The sequence below is a fragment of the Pseudomonas sp. NBRC 100443 genome (assembly GCF_030268185.1).
GTDB lineage: Bacteria > Pseudomonadota > Gammaproteobacteria > Pseudomonadales > Pseudomonadaceae > Pseudomonas > Pseudomonas citronellolis.
The window spans coordinates 21669-41733 of the sequence record NZ_BSQE01000021.1 but is presented as its reverse complement, the minus strand read 5'-3'; the positions used below and the strand labels follow the sequence as shown (position 1 = coordinate 41733).

Below are 20065 nucleotides of genomic sequence, written 5' to 3'. Positions count from 1 at the left end.
ATCGACCCCACGGGAGACCCACCTCCCCCTCAAACAGCAAAGGGAGCCCCACCATGAACTACATCGACGGCTTCATCGTCCCCGTCCCCACCGCCAACCGCGAGGCCTACACCGAGCTGGCCCGCAAGGCGGCGGTGGTCTTCAAGGAGTACGGCGCACTCAGCGTGGTCGAGTGCTGGGGCGACGACGTCCCCGAAGGCAAGGTGACCTCCTTCCCCATGGCCGTGAAACGCAAGGAGGACGAGGCCGTGGTGTTCTCCTGGATCACCTGGCCGTCCCGCGAGGTACGCGACGCCGGGATGAAGAAGGTCATGGAGGACCCACGCCTGAAGGACAACTTCCAGTCCATGCCCTTCGACGGCCAGCGCATGATCTTCGGCGGCTTCCAGGTGATCGTCGACGCCTGAACCGATACCGGCGCCCGCCCCGGCGGGCGCCACATCAGAAACACGCACACCAGCCACATTCTAATTTTACGTATCGCTTTAACCCCTCCATTCGTCACTCCGGTATCGCGCCGGAGCCGCGACCACCCGCCTGATCCACACCCTCCTCTATCATCACGTTCACCGCCAGATAGCCGCAAATTCCAGCAACCAGTCACTACAAGCCTTCCACTGGCACCCAACGCTTCACCCCCGCCTACCCCCAAAGCGATACAAAAAACACATACGACACACTATTTAGTGTTAGACATTGCTTTCTGTATCATTTAAAAATAACGCCATGGCCAAGGCCTCCCCCACAACAGAACAAAGGCTGGAGACACAGCATGTATGCACAACTGGTCGAGACTGGCGTCAAACGCGTCAAGTCGCTCGAGGACATGTCCCCCGAGGAGCGTGCCTTCCAGGAGAAGATCGACGCCGAGATCAAGATCGAGGCGAAGAACTGGATGCCCGACGCCTACCGCCAGACCCTGATCCGGCAAATCTCCCAGCACGCCCACTCGGAAATCGTCGGCATGCTGCCGGAGGGCAACTGGGTCACCCGCGCGCCGACGCTCAAGCGCAAGCTGCAGCTGATGGCGAAGGTCCAGGACGAAGCCGGCCACGGCCTGTACCTGTACAGCGCCATGGAAACCCTCGGCGCCGACCGCGACGAGGAAGTCGCCAAGCTGCACTCCGGCCGCGCCAAGTACTCCAGCATCTTCAACTACCCGACGCTGAACTGGGCCGACATGGGCGCGGTGGGCTGGCTGGTGGACGGCGCCGCCATCGTCAACCAGGTGGTGCTGCAGCGCACCTCCTACGGCCCCTATTCGCGCGCGATGATCCGCATCTGCAAGGAAGAGAGCTTCCACCAGCGCCAGGGCTACGAAATCCTCCTGACCATGATGCGCCACGGCACCCAGGCGCAGAAGGACATGGTCCAGGACGCCATCAACCGCCTCTGGTGGCCGGCGCTGATGATGTTCGGCCCCAGCGACGAACACTCGCCCAACAGCGCCCAGTCCATGGCCTGGAAGATCAAGCGGCAGAGCAACGACGAGCTGCGCCAGCGCTTCATCGACCAGACCGTGCCGCAGCTGGAACTGCTCGGCTGCACCGCCCCCGACCCGCACCTGAAGTGGAACGAGGAACGCGGCCACTACGACTTCGGCGAAATCCAGTGGGAAGAATTCTACGAAGTGCTCAAGGGCAACGGCCCGTGCAACGCCGAGCGCATCGCCACCCGCCGCAACGCCATCGAGAGCGGCGCCTGGGTCCGCGAGGCCGCGGTCGCCCATGCCCGTAAAAAACAACAACGCAAATGCGACGCCGCCTGAGCCGCGAGGAGATAACCGCCATGAGTGAATGGACCCTTTTCGAAGTCTTCGTGCGCAGCAAGCACGGCCTGAACCACAAGCATGTCGGCAGCGTTCACGCCGCCGACGCCGCGATGGCCATCGAGAACGCCCGCGAGCTCTACACCCGCCGCAACGAAGGCGTGAGCCTCTGGGTGGTGCCCTCGGCGCTGATCACCGCCTCCTCGCCCGACGAGAAGGACCCGCTGTTCGACCCGGCGCAGGACAAGGTCTACCGCCACGCCAGCTTCTACGAGCTGCCGCCCGAAGTCGGCCACATGTGAGTGAGACGCGTGCGATGAACCCGAACAACGACAAGATCGAATACCTGCTGCGCCTCGCCGACAGCGCCCTGATCCAGGGCCAGCGCCTGTGCGAATGGTGCGGCCGCGCCCCGGCCCTGGAAGAAGAGCTGGCGCTAATGAACGTCGGCCTCGACCTGGTCGGCCAGGCGCGCAACTGGTACGAGTACGCAGCCGAGCTGCTGGACGACGGCCGCGACGCCGACCACCTGGCCTTCCGCCGCGACGAGCGCGCCTTCCGCAACCTGCTGCTGGTCGAGCAGCCCAACGGCGACTTCGCCGTGACCATGGCCAAGCAGTTCCTCTACGACGCCTGGCACTTCCACGTGCTGCGCGCCCTCAGCGACTCCAGTGATGCGCGCATCGCCGCCATCGCCGCCAAGGGCCTGAAGGAAGTCACCTACCACCTGCGCCGTTCCGGCGAGTGGATCGAGCGCCTGGGCGACGGCACGGAGGAAAGCCATGCGCGCATGCTGGCGGCAATTCCGCAGGTCTGGCGCTTCACCGTCGAGATGACTAACGCGGATGAGGTGGAACAGCACCTGTTCGCCGAGGGCGTGGCGCCGAACCCTGAAGAGCTGGCCGCCGCCTGGCGCGCCAAGGTCGCCGACATCTTCGCCAGCGCCACCCTGCCGCTGCCCGAGCCCGCGGTGCACTTCTACCTCAGCGGCCGCCGCGGCCTGCACACCGAGCACCTGGGCATCCTCCTGGCCGAGATGCAGTTCCTCCAGCGGGCCTACCCCGATGCGACCTGGTGAGCTGATCGCCAGCGACCGCGGCGCGCGCGCAGGCACAGCTGACGACCTCAGTCACGCCTGGAGCGTGCTGGGCCAGGTGATGGACCCGGAAGTGCCGGTGGTCAGCGTGGTCGACCTGGGCATCGTCCGCGGCCTGGAGTGGCACGGCGGGCACCTGCACGTGGTGGTCACCCCCACCTACTCCGGCTGCCCGGCCACCGAGGTCATCGAGCAGGACATCCAGCAGGCCCTGGAACACGCCGGCTTCGCCGCGCCGCAACTGGAGCGGCGCCTGGACCCAGCCTGGACCACCGACTGGATCAGCGACGCCGGCCGCCAGGCGCTGCGCGAATACGGCATCGCCCCGCCGGCCGGCAGCACCAGCAAGCGCAGCCTGCTCGGCGAGACCCCGGAAGTGCGCTGCCCGCAGTGCGGCAGCCTGCACACCGAGCAGCTCAGCCAGTTCGGCTCCACCGCCTGCAAGGCGCTGTACCGCTGCCTCGACTGCCGCGAACCCTTCGACTATTTCAAGTGCATCTGAGCGGCGCCGCCGCCGGAGAAGAACAATGAGCAAATTCCACAGCCTGAAGATCCGCGAAGTGCGCCCGGAGACCCGCGACGCCGTGTCCATCGCCTTCGACATCCCCCAGGACCTGCAGGACAGCTTCCGCTTCGAGCAGGGCCAGCACCTGGTGGTGCGCGCCCACCTGGACGGCGAGGAAGTGCGCCGCTCCTACTCCATCTGCAGCGGCGTCAACGACGGCGAGCTGCGCGTGGCGATCAAGCGCGTGCCCGGCGGGCGCTTCTCGGCCTACGCCAACGAGGCGCTGAAGGCCGGCGCCAGCCTGGAAGTGATGCCGCCGGCCGGCCACTTCAACGTGCAGCTGGATGCGGCGCGCCACGGCAACTACCTGGCGGTGGCCGCCGGCAGCGGCATCACGCCGATCCTGTCGATCGTCAAGACCACCCTGGAGGCCGAGCCGCACAGCCGCGTCACCGTGCTCTACGGCAACCGTTCCAGCAACGCCGCGATGTTCCGCGAACAGCTGGAAGACCTGAAGAACCGCTACCTGCAGCGCCTCAACCTGATCTTCGTGTTCAGCCGCGAGCAGCAGGACGTGGACCTGTACAACGGCCGCATCGACGCCGACAAGTGCGGCCAGCTGTTCAGCCGCTGGCTGGACGTGAAGAGCCTCGACGCCGCCTTCATCTGCGGCCCGCAGGCGATGACCGAGACCGTGCGCGACCAGCTCAAGGCCAACGGCATGCCGGCCGAGCGCATCCACTTCGAACTGTTCGCCGCCGCCGGCAGCGAAAGCAGGCGCGAAGCCCGCCAGGCCGCCGCCGCGAGCGACAGCGGCAAGAGCCAGGTCACGGTGATCAGCGACGGCCGCGAACTGTCCTTCGAACTGGCGCGCAACAGCGTCAGCGTGCTCGACGCCGGCAACGCCCAGGGCGCCGAGCTGCCCTACTCCTGCAAGGCCGGCGTGTGCTCGACCTGCAAGTGCAAGGTGATCGAAGGCGAAGTGGAAATGGACAGCAACTTCGCCCTGGAAGACTACGAAGTGGCGGCCGGCTACGTGCTCAGCTGCCAGGCCTTCCCGCTGAGCGACAAGGTGGTCCTCGACTTCGACCAGCTCTGACTGCTCTTCGTAGGCCACGATGATGGGTATCGCTTCGCTCAACCCATCCTACGCGGTCTCCATGTAGGAGCGGGCCCTGCGCGCGAATCGCGGGCAGGGCCCGCTCCTACAAAGAGCCAGGTTTCACCGCCCCGGGCCCAAAAGGCCCCTGGCGTCCCTGACCCGGCGGCCTTTCCCCGCCACCGTTCCAACGCGCCGCCGCAGCCCACCCGGCTACGGCGGTCACCGGCCGCGGCCGGAACCCTTGCGTACCTTTTGGAGGATAGAGTGATGGCCCAAGAGCCCACCCTGCAGAGTTTCATCGGCGGCCGCTGGATCGGCCAGCATGGCGCCCAGGCGCTGCGTAGCGCACTGAACGGCCAGCTCGTGGCGCGCACCCACGAAGAGGCCCCGGACTTCGCCGAAGCCGTGGCCCACGCCCGCCAGAGCGGCCTGGCCGCACTCATGGCCATGGATTTCCAGCAGCGCGCCCAGCGCCTGAAGGCCCTAGCCCTGTACCTGACCGAGCGCAAGGAACAGCTCTACGAGATTTCCCGCCACACCGGCGCCACCCGCGCCGACAGCTGGATCGACATCGAGGGCGGCGCCGGCACCCTGTTCGCCTACGCCGGCGTCGGCGGCCGCGAGCTGCCCTCGGGCAACGTGGTCCACGAAGGCCCGGCGATCCCCCTGGGCAAGACCGGCAAGTTCGCCGGCAGCCACATCCTGGTGCCGCGCGGCGGCATCGCCGTACACATCAACGCCTTCAACTTCCCGATCTGGGGCATGCTGGAAAAGTTCGCGCCCAGCTTCCTGGCGGGGATGCCCTGCATCGTCAAGCCGGCCACCGCCACCAGCTACGTGACCGAAGCGGCCGTGCGCCTGATGCACGAATCCGGCCTGCTGCCGGCCGGCAGCCTGCAACTGATCATCGGCGGCACGGGCGACCTGCTCGACCGCCTGCTGGGCCAGGACATCGTCACCTTCACCGGCTCCGCCGACACCGCCGCCAAGCTGCGGGTGAACCCCAACCTGATCCGCAACTCGGTGCCCTTCAACGCCGAGGCCGACTCGCTGAACTGCGCCATCCTGGCCCCGGACGTCACCCCGGACGACGAGGAATTCGACCTCTTCGTCAAGGAAGTGGCCCGCGAGATGACCGTCAAGGCCGGGCAGAAATGCACCGCCATCCGCCGCGCCATCGTTCCCGCCAAACACATCGACGCCGTGGCCGAACGCCTGCGCGAGCGCCTGGCCAGGGTCGTGGTCGGCGACCCGTCGGTGGAAGGCGTGAAGATGGGCGCCCTCGCCTCTCACGCCCAGCAGGCCGACGTGGCCGAGCGCGTGGAAGCGCTGCTGAAATCCAGCGAGCTGGTCTTCGGCGCGAAGGACGGCTTCGCCCCGCGCGGCGAAGGCGTGAGCGAAGGCGCGTTCTTCGCCCCGACCCTGCTGCGCAGCCGCGACCCGCATGCCGAAGGCGGCGCCCACGACATCGAGGCCTTCGGCCCGGTCAGCACCCTGATGGCCTACGACGACCTCGACGAAGCCATCGCCCTGGCCGCGCGCGGCAAGGGCAGCCTGGTGGCCAGCCTGATCACCCGCGATCCGCAGGTCGCGGCCAAGGTGGTCCCGGTGATGGGCGCCCTGCACGGCCGCCTGCACATCCTCGACCGCGAGTCGGCGGCCGAATCCACCGGCCACGGCTCGCCGCTGCCGGTGCTCAAGCACGGCGGCCCGGGCCGCGCCGGCGGCGGCGAGGAGCTGGGCGGCGTGCGCGCGGTCAAGCACTACCTGCAGCGCACCGCGGTACAGGGCTCGCCGACCATGCTGATGGCGGTCACCGGCGAATACGTGCGCGGCGCCAAGGTCTACGGGACCGACGTGCACCCGTTCCGCCGCTACTTCGACGAGCTGAAGATCGGCGAATCCCTGCTGACCCACCGACGCACCGTCACCGAGGCCGACCTGGTGAACTTCGGTTGCCTGTCGGGCGACCACTTCTACATGCACTTCGACGAGCTGGCGGCCAAGGACTCGCAGTTCGGCAAGCGCATCGCCCACGGCTACTTCGTGCTCTCGGCGGCCGCCGGCCTGTTCGTCTCCCCCGGCGTCGGCCCGGTGCTGGCCAACTACGGCCTGGACACCCTGCGCTTCATCAACCCGGTGGGCATCGGCGACACCATCCAGGCCCGCCTGACCTGCAAGCGCAAGATCGACCAGGGCAAGAAGAGCCCCAAGGGCGAGCCGCAAGGCGTGGTCGCCTGGGACGTGGAAGTCACCAACCAGCTCGGCGAGCTGGTGGCCAGCTACGACATCCTGACGCTGGTGCTCAAGCGCAGCTGATTTTCTCCAACTCCGGTGTCACCCTCGACCGGCCCCAGGGCCGGTCTTTCGTTCGTGCAGAGCCCCTCACCCCAGCCCTCTCCCGGAGGGAGAGGGAGCCGTCCGGAGTGAATGGGGAGTTCGGGGTCATCCCGATAGGATGTTTCATCGTAGGGCGGATAGAGTCCTACGGTTCCAGGAAGCACGGCTTTTCGTAGGATGGCGTTGAGCGGAGCGATACCCATCACCCCGGCAGCATGGGTATCGCAAGCTCAACCCATCCTACGAAAAGCACATCGGCGCAAGACAATTGCTCCCACCCCACCGGCAAACACGACGCCGCGTAGGATGGCGTTGAGCGGAGCGATACCCATCACCCCGGTAGCATGGGTTTCGCCAAGGCTCAACCCATCCTACGAAAAGCACCTCGGCGCAAGACAGTTGCTCCTACCCCACCGGCAAACACGACGCCGCGTAGGATGGTGTTGAGCGAAGCGATACCCATCACCACGGCAGCATGGGTATCGCAAGCTCAACCCATCCTACGAAAAGCACCTCGGCGCAGCCGGTAGACAGTTGCGGGAAGCACGGGCGCAGGAGCGGACTCCGTCCGCGATTGGACTCACCGGCCACGCCGGACGCCCCAGTGGCACGAACAGCCCCCCATTCGCGAGCAAGCTCGCTCCTACGAAAAGCCAAACGCCAAAACTACGGCCGCCGCGGCGCCTGCCGCTCAGCTACCGCCCGCAGGGTCCTCAGGGTATCCAACGGCGCATCGACGACAAAACTATCCGCCAACCAGGACGGTACACTCCCGCCAGGCTCCGCACGCATCTGGTAAGTCACCCGCGTCCGCCCATCCCCCAACGGCGCCAGGCTCCAGATACCGCTCAACTCACGCACACGAATCTGCCCCGGCACCACCGGCAGGTAGTCCGGCAACGCGCGGATGTCCCGCAACAAACCACCGTCGGCAGTGCGCCGGGTGGTCACCAGCAGCACCATGTCGCGCGGCTGCACCGGCCAGGGCAGCTGGGTGCTCATGTACAGCCACACGTCGTCGCCGCTGGCCTTCAGCAGGCGCAGTTCGGCGCAGGCGTACAGCCACTTGCAGGCCACCCGCAGGTTCTCCTGCAGGTCGGCCAGGGTGCCCACGTCGGCGCGCATGTCGGCCACGCCGCGGTAGCTCTGGTAGCGCGAGCCGGGCACCGCGGTCAGGTAGACGCGGATGCCGTCCTCGTCACGGGCCAGGCGCCAGTGCTCCTGGGGCGCCGCCTGCAACGACGCGGCGGCGGCCAGCAGCAGCCCCGCCAGCCAGGCCTTCACACCCCACCCCCGCCTCCCAGGCGCTGGCGCAGGCCGGCGGCCATGGACTGCAGGTCCTGCGGCGGGTTGTGGCCGATCAGCAGGTAGGCGTGGCCGGCGTCCTGCCAGTACACCAGGTTCATGCCCTCGCGGCGCTCCTGCTGCGGCGCGGCGGCGCGGCCGTCGCTGCGGGTGATGCACAGCGCCATGGGGCCGTAGCGCGCGTCCAGGTAGGTGAGCTGGGCGATGGGAATGCCGTCGTATTCGAGGATCTGCGCGCGGCGCAGCTGGGCGCCTTCCAGGGCCAGGTCCGGCGCCGGCAGGGCCAGGCCCAGGCGCTCGCCCACCGTGGCCAGCTGGGCCTGGTGGATGGCCACATCGCCCGGCAGGTGGTCGAGGGTCTGCACGGTATACAGCGACATGTAGTCGGCCACCCGCTGGCGCCAGTTGAAGTCTTCTTCGTGGTGCAGCGGCAGGCCGCCGAGCAGCAGGCGGTCCAGGGCCATGCCCAGCACCAGGCAGGCCGCCGCGGCCAGGGCCAGGCCACGCCGGCGCGGCGCCCGCGGTTGCGCCAGCGGTAGGCTGGCCAGGCCGGCGCCCAGGCGCTGCAGCGGGGCTTGGTCGAGCAGCGCGTCGAAGGCCTCGCCCAGGCCCTGGCCGCCGCAGCAGAGGGTGTCGAAACGCTGGGCCAGCTCGGCGTCGACGGCGATCCGCGCCTCCACTTCGCGGGCCTGCGCGGCGTCCAGTTCGCCGTCGATGAAGGCGACCAGGGTCTCGTCGGAAACCCGCGGGCCTGTGCCATGTTCGTTCATCGCCGTCCTCCCCTGGCCGCTTCCGCGTCGTCCGGCGCCGCGGCTTCGGCCAGTTTCAAGCGGGCCGCCGCCAGGCGGCTCATCACCGTGCCCAGCGGCACCCCGAGGATGTCCGCCACCTCGCGGTAGCTGAGCCCCTCGACATAGGCCAGGAACAGCGTCTCGCGCTGCGCCTCCGGCAGCGCCGCCACGCGCCGCAGCACCTGGCTGGCGAGCACCTCGGCCTGGGCCTGGCGCTCGCCGTCGAAGACCAGTTCACTTTCCGCGTCCACCACCCCGTGGCCGCTGCGCACCCGCCGCGCGCGCACCTCGTTGAGCCAGATGGAGCGCAGGATGGAGAACAGCCAGCGGTCCAGGCGGCTGCCGGCGCTGAACTGGGCGGCGCGTTCCAGCGCCCTCACGCAGGTGGCCTGCACCAGGTCGTCGGCGACGTGGGGCTGGTGCGCCAGGACCATGGCGTAGCGCCACAGGCGCGCCAGGTACTGGCCGATCTCGGCGCGAATATCCGCAGGTTGTGCGATGGTCGCCTCCGCTGGGCTGCGCGGCCGCCGCGACGGCGGGCCGGGTGGATGACGCTCGGGCACCACGGCCGGGGTCCGCGGGTGCTCCCATGCCGGCGGCCACAGCGTCTGGCTGCGCTCGTTCATAGGGTCGCGGACGCGGCTATCGCCTGCGCCAGGTCACGGTACTCCTCGCAGCCCGTGCCACAGAGCCCCTGGATGCTGCGCAACTGCTCGCGGGCCAGGTCCAGGCGCCCCTGGGTCACGTAGGCTTCGCCCAGGTACTCGCGCACCTTGGCGTACTGCGGATCGAGGCGTACTGATTGCAGATAGTAGCCGATGCCTTCATCCACGCGACCCAGCTTGCGCGTGGCATAGCCGCGGTAGTTGAGCGCCTCGGCGGTGTTCGGCTGGCGCAGGCTGTCCAGCAGCGCCAGGGCCTCCTGGTAGCGTCCGGCCTTGGCCAGGCGGTAGGCGTAGGCGGTGCGGTCGGCGTCGCCCAGGCTGGCGCTGGTCTGCTCGACGCAGCGCTGCTCGGCGCGCTCGCGGACCTGTCCGGCCGGGCAGTCGGGCGCGGCCTGGGAGCGGTCGTCATCGTTGCCGCCGCCCCCGTCGGCCTGCAGCGGGCCGCCGGAAAGCACGGCGCCCAGGCAGGCCAGCAACAGCAGCGACGGAAGGCGGAAGACGGGGCGCGGGGTCATGGCGGAATCTCCTGGCAACGGCGGGGGTGGCCAGGAGTGAACACCCAAGGGTGGGGCGTTATTCGGTGCGCAGGGCGGTTTTTCGGCCGTTCGTCGGAGGCACCGGAGCCCTATGCACCTGGGGTTAAGAGCGCCCTCTCCCCAGCCCTCTCCCGCAAGCGGGAGAGGGGGCCATTCGTGCCACCGGGGTGTCCAGCGGGGGCGTTGAGTCCAATCGCGGACGGAGTCCGCTCCTACGCCCGTGCTTCCCTGAACCGTAGGAGCGACTCCCTTGCACCGAGGTGATGGGTATCGCTTCGCTCAACGCCATCCTACGAAAAGCTGTGCTTCCTGGAACCGTAGGAGCGGACTCTGTCCGCGATTCGGATTTCCAGAGAAACCTCCGCGCACTCCGGAGCGCCCCTTCAGAAGGCCGAACGAAGCCCCCGCTCAGGAGGTCATGCGACATGGATGTCGCGAGAGCCCCGCGGGCTACAGGGACGTACCCTCGGGGCGGGCCTCCGTGGCGGGGGAGTTCGTGGGGGTAGCCCGGCTTCATCGGGCCCGTATGTTGGGGCAAGCCTTTTTGGTTCCTTTTTGCGGGGGTGGCCTTCCACCGTTTGACAAAAGGGACTCGCCCGAGGGGGCGAAACAAAAAACCTCCGCAGACTCGGTGCGGCGCGCTACACCAAGCCCCCAAGCCACTGGGTTCCCGCGTTCGCGGGAATGACGAAGGTGTGAGGATGGCGCCTGACCGACAAGCCGCTCAGGACAGCCCCCTCTCCCTTCAGGGAGAGGGTTGGGGAGAGGGCGCTCTTGAACCCAGCATCTACTCCGCCGGGAAACTCCGTTCGCGAGCAAGCTCGCTCCTACAGGGGCCGGGCGATCAGACCAGCAGTTCGGGCTCGACCATGTCGCATTCGAAACTGATCCGCCCACCTTTCTCATCCGCACTGCCGCCAGTGATCGGCCCGTAGTAGTTGAGGCCATTGTCCAGGCTCACGCAAACGTGACTCGGCTCCTCCGGCGCATCCAGCTGCCCCTGGAACACCAGCTCCATCACCCCCGGCTCCAGGGTACGCAGCTCGACGGCAATGGCCGGGTTGTCCACGGCCTCGGTTTCGCGCCCCCGGTGCTCGGCGCTGACGGTGACGGTGGCGGTGAAGTGCGGCATGAAGGGCTCCAGGGCTGGGGAAATGAATGCGGGCGCCAATCTGCCCGGCGCGGCGGCGCCTGGCAAGGGTCAGCCGACGTGAAAGCGAAAGCGCAGGTGCGGCCAGGCCTCGGGATCGTCCACCGGCAGCGGCACGGTGCCGCACGGCACCACCCGCAGCCAGAACGCCAGGGCGTTGCGATTGCCGGTCAGCACGTTGAGCTGCCAGTCGCCGGGCTGCCCTTCGAACAGCGTCCAGGCCGCGGCGCGGCCCACGCCCTGGCGGCGGAACGCCTGGCCGACATAGAACTCGGCCAGCTCGTGCAGCCCCGGCCGCTCCAGGGCGCGCACCAGGGCGAAGCCGGCCACCTGGCCGTCGACGCGGATCAGGTAGGGCCGGCGCCCGGGCTCCAGCCAGTACAGCGCCAGGTACGGGTACAGGTCCGACTCGACGCCGAGCTCGCGCAGGTAGCCCGGCAGCATGGCCGCCAGCAGCGGCTCCTCGTCCGGGCCGGCGACCTGCACTTCGACTTGCGGGTTCACGGTGGCCTCCCTTGGGCGGTGCTCCCTGCACCATAGCCCAAGGCAGGCCATCCGGCCCGTTCAGAGGTACTCGATGCGGTTGCGCCCGGCCTGCTTGGCGCGGTACAGCGCCAGGTCGCTGCGCGACAGCACCGCCTCGGCCGTGGCGTCACCGGCGAGCATGTCGGCCACGCCGATGCTCAGCGTCAGCGGGATACGCTCGCCGGCATGCAGCAGCGGCGTCTGCGCCAGGTGCTCCTGCAGGCGCTGGGCGAAGGCCACGGCATTGTCGCGGCTGGCATCGCTGAGCAGTACGGCGAACTCCTCGCCGCCCATGCGCCCGACGCAGTCGCTGCGCCGCACCAGGCCGGCGAGCACGTCGGCGAAATGGCGCAGCGCCAGGTCGCCCACCGCGTGGCCCCAGCGGTCGTTGATCGCCTTGAAGTGGTCCAGGTCGCACATCAGCACCGCGGCGCTGCGCTCGCCGCCGCGCTGCACGCGGCCCAGCTCGGCCTGCAGCTGGTGCATGAAGCAGCGCCGGTTGGGCAACTGGGTGAGGAAGTCGGTGGTGGCCAGCACCTGCAGCTCGGCCTCGATGCGCTTGCGCTCGGTGATGTCGGTGATGAAGCCGTGCCAGAGCACGCTGCCGTCGGCCTGGCGGCGCGGGTGGGCGTTGCCCTGGCGCCAGCGCAGGCCCTGGTCCGGCAACTGCACGCGGTACTCCAGTTGCCAGGGCACCAGGGTCCGCGCCGAGGCCTCCAGCGCGGCCAGGTAGCGCGGCATGTCCTCGTCGTGGATGATCGCGCGGATGCGCTCGGTGGGGCCGTCGGCCAGTTCCTCCGGGGCCATGCCGTAGATTTCCCGGCTGCCGGCGCTGACGTAGGGGAAGCGCGCCGAGCCGTCGGGCAGGCGGCGGTACTGGAAGACCATGCCGGGAATCTCGTTGGTCAGGTCGGTGAGCAGTTCGAGGTTCTGCCGCAGCTTCTCGGCCAGCACGCGCTGGGCGGTGATGTCGGTAGTGGTGCCGAGCATGCGCAGCGCCCGCCCCTGCTCGTCGCGCTCGACCACCTTGCCGCGGCTGCACACCCACATGTAGCTGCCGTCCTTGCGGCGGATGCGGTGCTCCACCTCGTAGGCCGCGGTTTGCCCGGCGAAGTGCGCCTCCATGGTCGCCCTGACGTAGGCCAGGTCGTCCGGGTGCACGCGGGCGTAGCTTTCCTCGATGCGCTCGCCGATCTCGTCCTCGGCGTAGCCCAGCAGGGCCTTCCAACCGGAGGAATAATGGATGACGCCGCTGGGCACGTGGCGGTCCCAGATGCCCGTGCCGCTGCCCTCCACCGCCAGCGCCAGGCGCCGCTCGGTGATGCGGGTGCGCTCGGCGCCGCGCTCCAGTTCCAGCAGCGCGGCGGCCAGGCCGGCGTATTCGGCCAGGGCCTCGGCCTGGGGAGCGTCCAGCTCGCGCGGGCGCTCGCCCAGCAGCCAGAGCTGCCCCAGCGGCAGGCCGTCGGCCGAGCGCAGCGGGCACAGGTGCCGGAACGCCCAGCGCGCGGCCAGCGCCGCCGCGCCGTCGTCGGGGAGCCCGCCCGGGCGTTCCAGCCAGGCCCTGTCCTCGGCGCCCAGGCCAAGGCAGGCGCACAGCCGCCAGGCGCCGCCGTCATCGCGCATCAGCGCCGCCGCATCCAGGGCCAGGTGGCCCAACGCCAGGCGCAGCAGCCCGGCATGGTGGCGCTCGCCCATACTCTCCATCGCGTATCCCGTACTCACGGACTGCATCTGCACACTGCTCGCTCAGGCACCCAGGGAACCGCCGGGAAAGTCGGCCGTCGTTTCGAGTCTATCCATAATGGCGTTCTGGCGTCATGACAGCCCATCAGCTGACAGACACAGCTCATCGGCCACTGTCCGCACGGCATTCCCGAGAAAACATGCCAATTCGCCATCATGCAGAGGTAGGCTTTCGTAATCTAGGCTAGCCTCATGCCAGAATTTTCCTACACCAGAATTCTCCTACAAAAGTGTTCCGCTGGAGCAATGGAATGCCGGAAGATCCGCGTAACTTCGACTCGGTCATCCTGATCGTCGACGACCAGGTCAGCGACATACAGCTGCTGGGCGAGGCGGCCAGGGGGCTGGGCGTGACGCACTTCGCCTCGGACGGCCGCCAGGCCCTCGAACTGGCCCGGCGCATCCGCCCGGACGTGGTCCTGCTGGACATCGAGATGCCCGGCATGGACGGCTTCGAGGTGTGCCAGGCGCTGATGGCCGACGCCAAGCTCAACGACGCCGCGGTGATCTTCGTCACCGCCTACGACCAGGTGTCCCACGAGCTGCGCGCCCTGCAGATGGGCGGCGTGGACTTCATCACCAAGCCGATGAACCTGCCGGTGGCCCGCGCGCGCATCCGCACCCACGCGCGCCTGCGGCACATGGCGAAGATTCTCGCCAATCAGGACCCGCTGACCAACCTGCCCAACCGCGCCCTGCTCGCCGACCGCATGGCCCAGGCCATCGAAGGCGCGCGGCGCAACCAGCAGCGCGTCGGCCTGTTGCTGCTGGACCTGGACAACTTCAAGGCGGTCAACGACGCCGAGGGCCACTCCCTGGGCGACGCCATCCTGCAGGAGACCGCCCTGCGCCTCAGCCGCCAGTGCCGGGCCATGGACACCGTGTGCCGGCCGGGCGGCGACGAGTTCGCCGTGCTGCTGCCGGAGGTGCACAGCCTGGAGGCCATCGGCGACTTCGCCGCGCGGGTGCAGGCGGCCCTGGGCGAGCCCTACGTCATCCGCGGCACCAGCTACCACCTCACCGCCAGCATCGGCATCAGCCTCTACCCCGACGACAGCGACGGCGCCGAGGACCTCTACCGCCACGCCGACGCCGCCATGTACCAGGCCAAGGCCGCCGGGCGCAACGGTTACAGCTTCTTCTCGGCGGACATCGAGGCGCGCATGCGCGAGCGCCACCTGCTCGAACGGCACATGCGCCTGGCCCTGGAGCTGGGCGTGTTCGAGGTGTTCTACCAGGCCAAGGTGCACGCCGCCACGCGCGCCATCGTCGGCGTCGAGGCGCTGATCCGCTGGCGCGACGGCGAGGGCCGCCTGGTGCCGCCGGCGGAGTTCATCCCGCTGGCCGAGGAAACCGGGCTGATCGTGCCCATCGGCCAGCAGATCCTCCTGCGCGCCTGCCAGGACGCCCGCGCCTGGAACGATGCCGGGCACGCGCTGACGGTCAGCGTGAACATCTCGGCGGTGCAGTTCCGCAGCGAGAGCTTCGTCGACCAGGTGGCCGAGATCCTCGCCCAGACCGGCATGCAGCCGGGCAACCTGGAACTGGAGATCACCGAGGGCGTGCTGGCCAGCGACCGCTACGCCTCGCGCCAGACCCTGGCGGCGCTGCGCGAGCTGGGGGTACGCATCGCCATCGACGACTTCGGCACCGGCTACTCCAGCCTGGCCTACCTCAAGCGCTTCCCGGTGGACGTGTTGAAGATCGACCAGAGCTTCGTCCGCGACATGCTCCAGGACCGCAGCGACGCGGCGATCATCGAGGCCATCATCAAGCTCGCCCAGGCCCTGGGTCTGGAGCTGGTGGCCGAAGGGGTGGAATGCCCGAACCAGGAGCGCGCGCTGGCGGCGCTGGGCTGCCCGGTGATGCAGGGCTACCTCTACTGCCGCCCGGTGCCGCGCGACGACATGAGCCGCCTGCTGGCCACCGGCCTGCAGCCATGACCACCCGTGCCACGGGCACGACCGCAACGGGAAGGATCGGGTGAAGACGACACCGGGCAACCTCAGGTTCAACCGCTGGTCCTGGGCCGTCCTGGCCCTGGGCGTGCTCTGCTCGGCCCTCGGCGCCGCCCTGGTGCAGCGCGGCAACCAGCAGCAGGCGCGCGCCGCCGTGGCCCAGGAGGCCAACCGCCTGGCCGACACCGTGCTGGCGCGCATCGAGCTGTACCAGTACGGCCTGCGCGGCGCCCGCGGCGCGGTACTGACCGCCGGCGAGGCGCACATCAGCCGCGAGGTCTTCCACCGCTACGCCCAGACCCGCGACGTCGCCCGGGAGTTTCCCGGCGCCCGCGGCTTCGGCTTCGTCCGCCGGGTGCCGGCCGAGGCGCTCGACGACTTCCTGCGCAACGCCCGCGCCGAAGGCCGGCCGGACTTCGCCGTGCACGAGGTGACGCCCAACCCCGGCGAGCGCTACGTCATCCAGTACATCGAGCCGGAACAGCCCAACCTGGCCGCCATCGGCCTGGACGTGGCCTCCGAGCCGCGCCGCCAGCAGGCCGCCCAGGCGGCGCTGCGCACCGGGCTGCCGCGGCTCTCCGCGCCCATCACCCTGGTGCAGGCTTCCGGCGCGACCCAGCAGTCCTTCCTGATGCTGCTGCCCATCTACCGCGGCGGCGTCACTCCGGCCAGCATCGAACAGCGCGAGGCCCAGGCCATCGGCCTGGGCTACGCGCCGCTGCTGATGCGCGAGGTGCTCGACGACCTGCGCCTGGACGACGCCGCCGTGCACTTCCAGCTCGCCGACGTGACCGACGGCGAGCCCGGCGACACCTTCTACAGCAGCGCCGACGACGCCAAGGCGCCGCGGCTGTACCCGCAGAGCCTGCAGCGCGACGTGTTCGGCCGCCGCTGGCAGATCGACTTCAGCGCCCACCCGGCGTTCGTCCAGCGCCTGCACCCGCTCTCCCCGCCCCTGGTGTTCGGCGCCGGCTGCCTGGGCAGCCTGCTGCTGGCCGCCCTGCTCGGGGCCACCGCGGTCAGCCGCCAGCGCCGCGCCCAGGTGCTGGAGCAGCAGGCGCGGCTGGCGGCGATAGTCGAGTCCTCCGCCGACGCCATCGCCGGCAAGAACCTGCAGGGCGAGATCACCAGCTGGAACGCCGGCGCGCAGAAGCTGCTCGGCTATACCGCCGAGGAAGTCCTCGGGCGCCAGGCCAACGGCCTGCTGGTGCCCGCCGAGCGGGTGGCCGAAGAGGAACCGCTGCTGCGCCGCGTGGCCCAGGGCGAGCGCCTGCCGCCCTTCGACACCCAGCGCCGACACAAGGACGGCCGGCTGATCGACGTATCGCTGAGCGCCTCGCCCATCCGCGGCCCCCACGGCGAGGTGGTGGGCACCTCGACCACGGTGCGCGACATCTCCGCGCAGAAGGCCGCCGAGGCGCGCATCCACGAACTCAACAGCGGCCTGGAGCGCCAGGTGGCCGAGCGCACCGCCGAACTCGCCGCGGCCAACCGCCTGCTGACCAGCGTGCTGCACTCGGCCTCGGAGGTGTCGATCATCGCCACCGACGCCAACGGCATCATCCGCATCTTCAACCGCGGCGCCGAGCGCCTGCTGGGCTACCGCGCCGAGGAACTGGTCGGCCAGGCCACGCCGCAGCGCCTGCACCCGGAGGACGAGGTGGCCAGCCGCGCCGCCCAGCTGGGCGAGGAATACGGCCGCCCGGTGCCGGGCTTCCGCGCCCTGGTGCAGAAGGCCGAGGACGAAGGCGCCGAGACCCGCGAATGGACCTACCTGCGCAAGGACGGCAGCCGCGTGCCGATGAGCCTGGTGGTCACCGCCATGCGCGACGAGGCCGGCCAGGTCAGCGGCTACCTGGGCATCGCCGTCGACATCACCGAGCGCAAGGCCGCCGAGGACCGCCTGCGCCTGGCCCACGACCAGCTCGCCCTGGCGGCCGAAGCGGCCGGCCTGGGCATCTGGTGGTGGCGCCCGGCCGACGACACCCTGCACTGGAACGAGCGCATGTTCGAGCTCTACCAGCAGCCGCCGGAACTCAACGGCAACGGCCTGAAAATCGGCCACTGGCGCGAGCGCCTGCACCCGGAAGACGCCCCGGCCACCCTCGCCAGCCTGAACGCCGCGGTGCAGGGCCACGGCAACTACGAGCCGACCTTCCGCATCGTCCGCCCCGACGGCCAGGTGCGCTACATCCAGGCCGCCGCCCGCGTCGAGCGCGACGCCGACGGCACGCCGCTGCGCGTCACCGGCATCAACCTGGACATCACCCGCGAGCGCGAGATGCAGGCCTCGCTGCGCCAGGCCAAGGAGCAGGCCGACGCCGCCAACGCGGCCAAGTCCAGCTTCCTGGCCAACATGAGCCACGAGATCCGCACGCCGATGAACGCCGTGCTGGGCATGCTCTTCCTGGCCCGCCAGACCGAGCTGAACCCGCGCCAGCGCGACTACATAGACAAGGCCCATTCCGCCGCCACCGCCCTGCTCGGCCTGCTCAACGACATCCTCGACTACTCCAAGATCGAGGCCGGCAAGCTGCTGCTGGAGGAACACCCCTTCGAGCTGGAGACGCTGATGCGCGACCTCGCCGTGGTGCTCTCCGGCAACCTCGGCAGCAAGGACGTCGAGATGCTCTTCGACATCGACCCCAACCTGCCCGGCAGCCTGCTGGGCGATGCCCTGCGCCTGCAGCAGATCCTCATCAACCTGGCCGGCAACGCCATCAAGTTCACCGACCACGGCCAGGTGGTGGTCAGCGTCAGGCAGCTGGGCCGCGAGGGCGACCGCCTGCGCCTGCGCATCGGCGTGCGCGACAGCGGCATCGGTATCGGCCCGGCGCAGTTGCAGAGCATCTTCGACAGCTTCACCCAGGCCGAGGCCTCCACCACCCGGCGCTTCGGCGGCACCGGCCTGGGCCTGTTCATCTGCAAGCGCCTGGTGGAACTGATGGGCGGCCGCCTGCAGGTGGAAAGCCAGCTGGGCTTCGGCAGCCGCTTCTGGTTCGACCTGGACCTGGCGGTGGTCGGCGAGCGCCCGCTGAAGGCCGGCTGCGCCGTCATCGACCGGCCGCTGCGGCTGCTGGTGGTGGACGACAACCCCAGCGCCGCCGAACTGCTGCTGCGCACCTGCGAATCCCTGGGCTGGCAGGCCGACCAGGTCAGCGGCGGCATGCAGGCGGTGGCGCGCTACCGCGAGGCCACGGGCCAGGGCCTGAGCTACGACGTGGTGCTGATGGACTGGCGCATGCCCGACCTCGACGGCCTGCGCGCCGCGCGGCTGATCCAGCGCGAGGCCGGGGCGCACACGCCGCCGACCATCATCATGATCACCGCCTATGGCCGCGAGGTGCTGGCCGACGTGCGCGACGGCGACACCCCGCCCTTCATCGACTTCCTGACCAAGCCGGTCACCCCGCGGCAACTGGCCGACAGCGTGCAGCAGGCCCTGGGCGGCCAGGCCGCCGAGCCGGCCACGGCGCCCGCCGCCGACAGCAGGCGCCTGGCCGGGCGGCGCCTGCTGGTGGTGGAGGACAACGCGCTGAACCGCCAGGTGGCCGCCGAACTGCTGGCCAGCGAGGGCGCCGAGGTGCTGCTGGCCGAGGGCGGGCTGGAGGGTGTCGAGCAGGTGTGCCACGGCGGCGTGCCCCTGGACGCCGTGCTGATGGACGTGCAGATGCCCGACATCGACGGCCTGGAGGCCACCCGGCGGATCCGCGCCGACGGCCGCTTCGCCGCCCTGCCGATCCTCGCCATGACCGCCAACGCCGCCCAGGCCGACCGCGAGGCCTGCCTGCTGGCGGGGATGAACGACCACATCGCCAAGCCGATCGACAAGGAACACATGGTCAACCGCCTGCTGGCCCACCTGGAGGCGCCGCAGCGCGCGCGGGAAGCGCCGCCGCAGCTGCCGGAGGAAGACGCCATCGTCGAGGGCCGCGACAGCGTGCTGGGCCGCTTCGGCGGCGACGAGAAGCTGATCCACCGCGTGCTGCGCAGCTTCGAGCCGGAGATGGACAAGCTGCTGGGGCGCCTCGACAGCCTGCGCGGCAGCGGCGACGTGAGCGCCAGCGCCGGCCTGCTGCACACCCTCAAGGGCAGCGCCGGCACCATGGGCGCCCGTGCCCTGGCCGCGCGCTGCGCGGCCCTGGAGAGCGACCTGCTGCGCACCCCGGCCGAGGCGCAGGCCGCTGCCCTCGCCGCGCTGCCGGTGGACGAGCTGCGGCAATTGCTGGCGGTGACACTGGCCGAGCTGCAGACGCTGTTCGCCGAACCGCCCGGCCTGGCCCCGGGCACCGCCGCGCAACTCAGCCGCCCGCAGGTGCGCGAGCGGGTGGGGGAAATCCTCGGCCTGCTGGAGTCGGGCAACCTCGACGCCCTCGAACGCCTGGAGGCGCTGGCCCGCCACCAGCACGCCTGGCCGCGGCAGTTCCTGCGCTTCAACGACCTGGTCCAGGCCCTGGACTTCAAGGGCGCGCTGCAACTGGGCCGGGAGATGCTCGATGAGCTGTGAGCCGCGCGGCGGGCATGGCCGGCGTCCGCTCAAGCCGGCGGACATGTTGCCGACACACTCCTGCAGTAGCGTGC

Annotated in this window: 16 protein-coding genes; 9 read left to right on the top strand and 7 right to left on the bottom strand. The window is 69.7% G+C overall.

The features are described 5' to 3' along the window. Positions 1-53: 53 nt before the first annotated feature. The 7 genes from QSJ95_RS24375 (at position 54) to paaZ (ending at position 6790) form a co-directional block, all read left to right on the top strand. Positions 54-407: a DUF1428 domain-containing protein gene (locus tag QSJ95_RS24375; RefSeq protein ID WP_009622479.1), complete on the top strand. Its 354-nt coding sequence runs from the start codon at positions 54-56 to the stop codon at positions 405-407. A gap of 365 nt (positions 408-772) precedes the next feature. Continuing rightward, positions 773-1768: a 1,2-phenylacetyl-CoA epoxidase subunit PaaA gene (gene paaA, locus QSJ95_RS24370; RefSeq protein WP_285645823.1), complete on the top strand. Its 996-nt coding sequence runs from the start codon at positions 773-775 to the stop codon at positions 1766-1768. A gap of 20 nt (positions 1769-1788) precedes the next feature. Continuing rightward, on the top strand, positions 1789-2070 hold the full coding sequence (paaB, locus tag QSJ95_RS24365) for a 1,2-phenylacetyl-CoA epoxidase subunit PaaB (RefSeq protein ID WP_024764426.1): 282 nt from the start codon (positions 1789-1791) through the stop codon (positions 2068-2070). A 14-nt stretch (positions 2071-2084) separates the two neighbouring features. Beyond that, positions 2085-2846 carry a 1,2-phenylacetyl-CoA epoxidase subunit PaaC gene (gene paaC / locus QSJ95_RS24360; protein WP_285645814.1) on the top strand — a complete coding sequence of 254 codons (762 nt, stop codon included), beginning with the start codon at positions 2085-2087 and terminating at the stop codon, positions 2844-2846. After that, the gene (paaD, locus tag QSJ95_RS24355) at positions 2833-3366 is read left to right on the top strand and encodes a 1,2-phenylacetyl-CoA epoxidase subunit PaaD (protein WP_285645812.1); all 534 of its coding nucleotides are present in this window, start codon (positions 2833-2835) and stop codon (positions 3364-3366) included. The genes paaC and paaD overlap by 14 nt, the downstream gene beginning before the upstream one ends. Positions 3367-3391: 25 nt before the next feature. Next, positions 3392-4468 (top strand): 1,2-phenylacetyl-CoA epoxidase subunit PaaE, encoded by a 1077-nt coding sequence (paaE, locus tag QSJ95_RS24350; RefSeq protein ID WP_285645810.1) that lies wholly within the window; start codon positions 3392-3394, stop codon positions 4466-4468. 270 nt (positions 4469-4738) lie between these two features. Continuing rightward, positions 4739-6790: a phenylacetic acid degradation bifunctional protein PaaZ gene (gene paaZ / locus QSJ95_RS24345; protein WP_285645808.1), complete on the top strand. Its 2052-nt coding sequence runs from the start codon at positions 4739-4741 to the stop codon at positions 6788-6790. Between the two features lie 687 nt (positions 6791-7477). Here the strand turns inward: paaZ and QSJ95_RS24340 are convergent. The 7 genes from QSJ95_RS24340 to QSJ95_RS24310 form a co-directional block, all read right to left on the bottom strand. Next, on the bottom strand, positions 7478-8095 hold the full coding sequence (locus QSJ95_RS24340) for an START domain-containing protein (RefSeq protein WP_502945317.1): 618 nt from the start codon (positions 8093-8095) through the stop codon (positions 7478-7480). Then, the gene (locus tag QSJ95_RS24335; RefSeq protein WP_285645805.1) at positions 8092-8886 is read right to left on the bottom strand and encodes an anti-sigma factor family protein; all 795 of its coding nucleotides are present in this window, start codon (positions 8884-8886) and stop codon (positions 8092-8094) included. Before QSJ95_RS24335 ends, QSJ95_RS24340 begins: the two co-directional genes overlap by 4 nt. After that, positions 8883-9377, bottom strand: coding sequence for an RNA polymerase sigma factor (locus tag QSJ95_RS24330; protein ID WP_285645959.1), 495 nt, complete (start codon positions 9375-9377; stop codon positions 8883-8885). The genes QSJ95_RS24335 and QSJ95_RS24330 overlap by 4 nt, the downstream gene beginning before the upstream one ends. Positions 9378-9529: 152 nt before the next feature. Continuing rightward, positions 9530-10087 (bottom strand): tetratricopeptide repeat protein, encoded by a 558-nt coding sequence (locus tag QSJ95_RS24325; protein WP_285645803.1) that lies wholly within the window; start codon positions 10085-10087, stop codon positions 9530-9532. A gap of 865 nt (positions 10088-10952) precedes the next feature. Continuing rightward, positions 10953-11240, bottom strand: coding sequence for a hypothetical protein (locus tag QSJ95_RS24320; protein WP_074978542.1), 288 nt, complete (start codon positions 11238-11240; stop codon positions 10953-10955). 69 nt (positions 11241-11309) lie between these two features. Further along, entirely contained in the window at positions 11310-11762 is a 453-nt protein-coding gene (locus QSJ95_RS24315) for a GNAT family N-acetyltransferase (RefSeq protein WP_009622497.1), read from the bottom strand. A 60-nt stretch (positions 11763-11822) separates the two neighbouring features. Next, positions 11823-13514 carry a sensor domain-containing diguanylate cyclase gene (locus QSJ95_RS24310; protein WP_285645800.1) on the bottom strand — a complete coding sequence of 564 codons (1692 nt, stop codon included), beginning with the start codon at positions 13512-13514 and terminating at the stop codon, positions 11823-11825. A 263-nt stretch (positions 13515-13777) separates the two neighbouring features. Between QSJ95_RS24310 and QSJ95_RS24305 the strand changes: the two genes are divergently transcribed. Beyond that, on the top strand, positions 13778-15469 hold the full coding sequence (locus tag QSJ95_RS24305) for a putative bifunctional diguanylate cyclase/phosphodiesterase (RefSeq protein ID WP_043271758.1): 1692 nt from the start codon (positions 13778-13780) through the stop codon (positions 15467-15469). Positions 15470-15509: 40 nt separating this feature from the next. Further along, positions 15510-19991, top strand: a complete 4482-nt coding sequence (locus QSJ95_RS24300) for a PAS domain S-box protein (RefSeq protein ID WP_285645799.1) — start codon at positions 15510-15512, stop codon at positions 19989-19991. Positions 19992-20065: the final 74 nt, after the last annotated feature.

What these genes read in the sequence shown, in the direction of transcription:
- QSJ95_RS24375 (WP_009622479.1), top strand. Translation starts at nt 54, where the DNA reads ATGAACTACATCGACGGCTTCATCGTCCCCGTCCCCACCGCCAACCGC.
- paaA (WP_285645823.1), top strand. Translation starts at nt 773, where the DNA reads ATGTATGCACAACTGGTCGAGACTGGCGTCAAACGCGTCAAGTCGCTC.
- paaB (WP_024764426.1), top strand. Translation starts at nt 1,789, where the DNA reads ATGAGTGAATGGACCCTTTTCGAAGTCTTCGTGCGCAGCAAGCACGGC.
- paaC (WP_285645814.1), top strand. Translation starts at nt 2,085, where the DNA reads ATGAACCCGAACAACGACAAGATCGAATACCTGCTGCGCCTCGCCGAC.
- paaD (WP_285645812.1), top strand. Translation starts at nt 2,833, where the DNA reads ATGCGACCTGGTGAGCTGATCGCCAGCGACCGCGGCGCGCGCGCAGGC.
- paaE (WP_285645810.1), top strand. Translation starts at nt 3,392, where the DNA reads ATGAGCAAATTCCACAGCCTGAAGATCCGCGAAGTGCGCCCGGAGACC.
- paaZ (WP_285645808.1), top strand. Translation starts at nt 4,739, where the DNA reads ATGGCCCAAGAGCCCACCCTGCAGAGTTTCATCGGCGGCCGCTGGATC.
- QSJ95_RS24335 (WP_285645805.1), bottom strand. Translation starts at nt 8,886, where the DNA reads ATGAACGAACATGGCACAGGCCCGCGGGTTTCCGACGAGACCCTGGTC.
- QSJ95_RS24325 (WP_285645803.1), bottom strand. Translation starts at nt 10,087, where the DNA reads ATGACCCCGCGCCCCGTCTTCCGCCTTCCGTCGCTGCTGTTGCTGGCC.
- QSJ95_RS24320 (WP_074978542.1), bottom strand. Translation starts at nt 11,240, where the DNA reads ATGCCGCACTTCACCGCCACCGTCACCGTCAGCGCCGAGCACCGGGGG.
- QSJ95_RS24310 (WP_285645800.1), bottom strand. Translation starts at nt 13,514, where the DNA reads ATGCAGTCCGTGAGTACGGGATACGCGATGGAGAGTATGGGCGAGCGC.
- QSJ95_RS24305 (WP_043271758.1), top strand. Translation starts at nt 13,778, where the DNA reads ATGCCGGAAGATCCGCGTAACTTCGACTCGGTCATCCTGATCGTCGAC.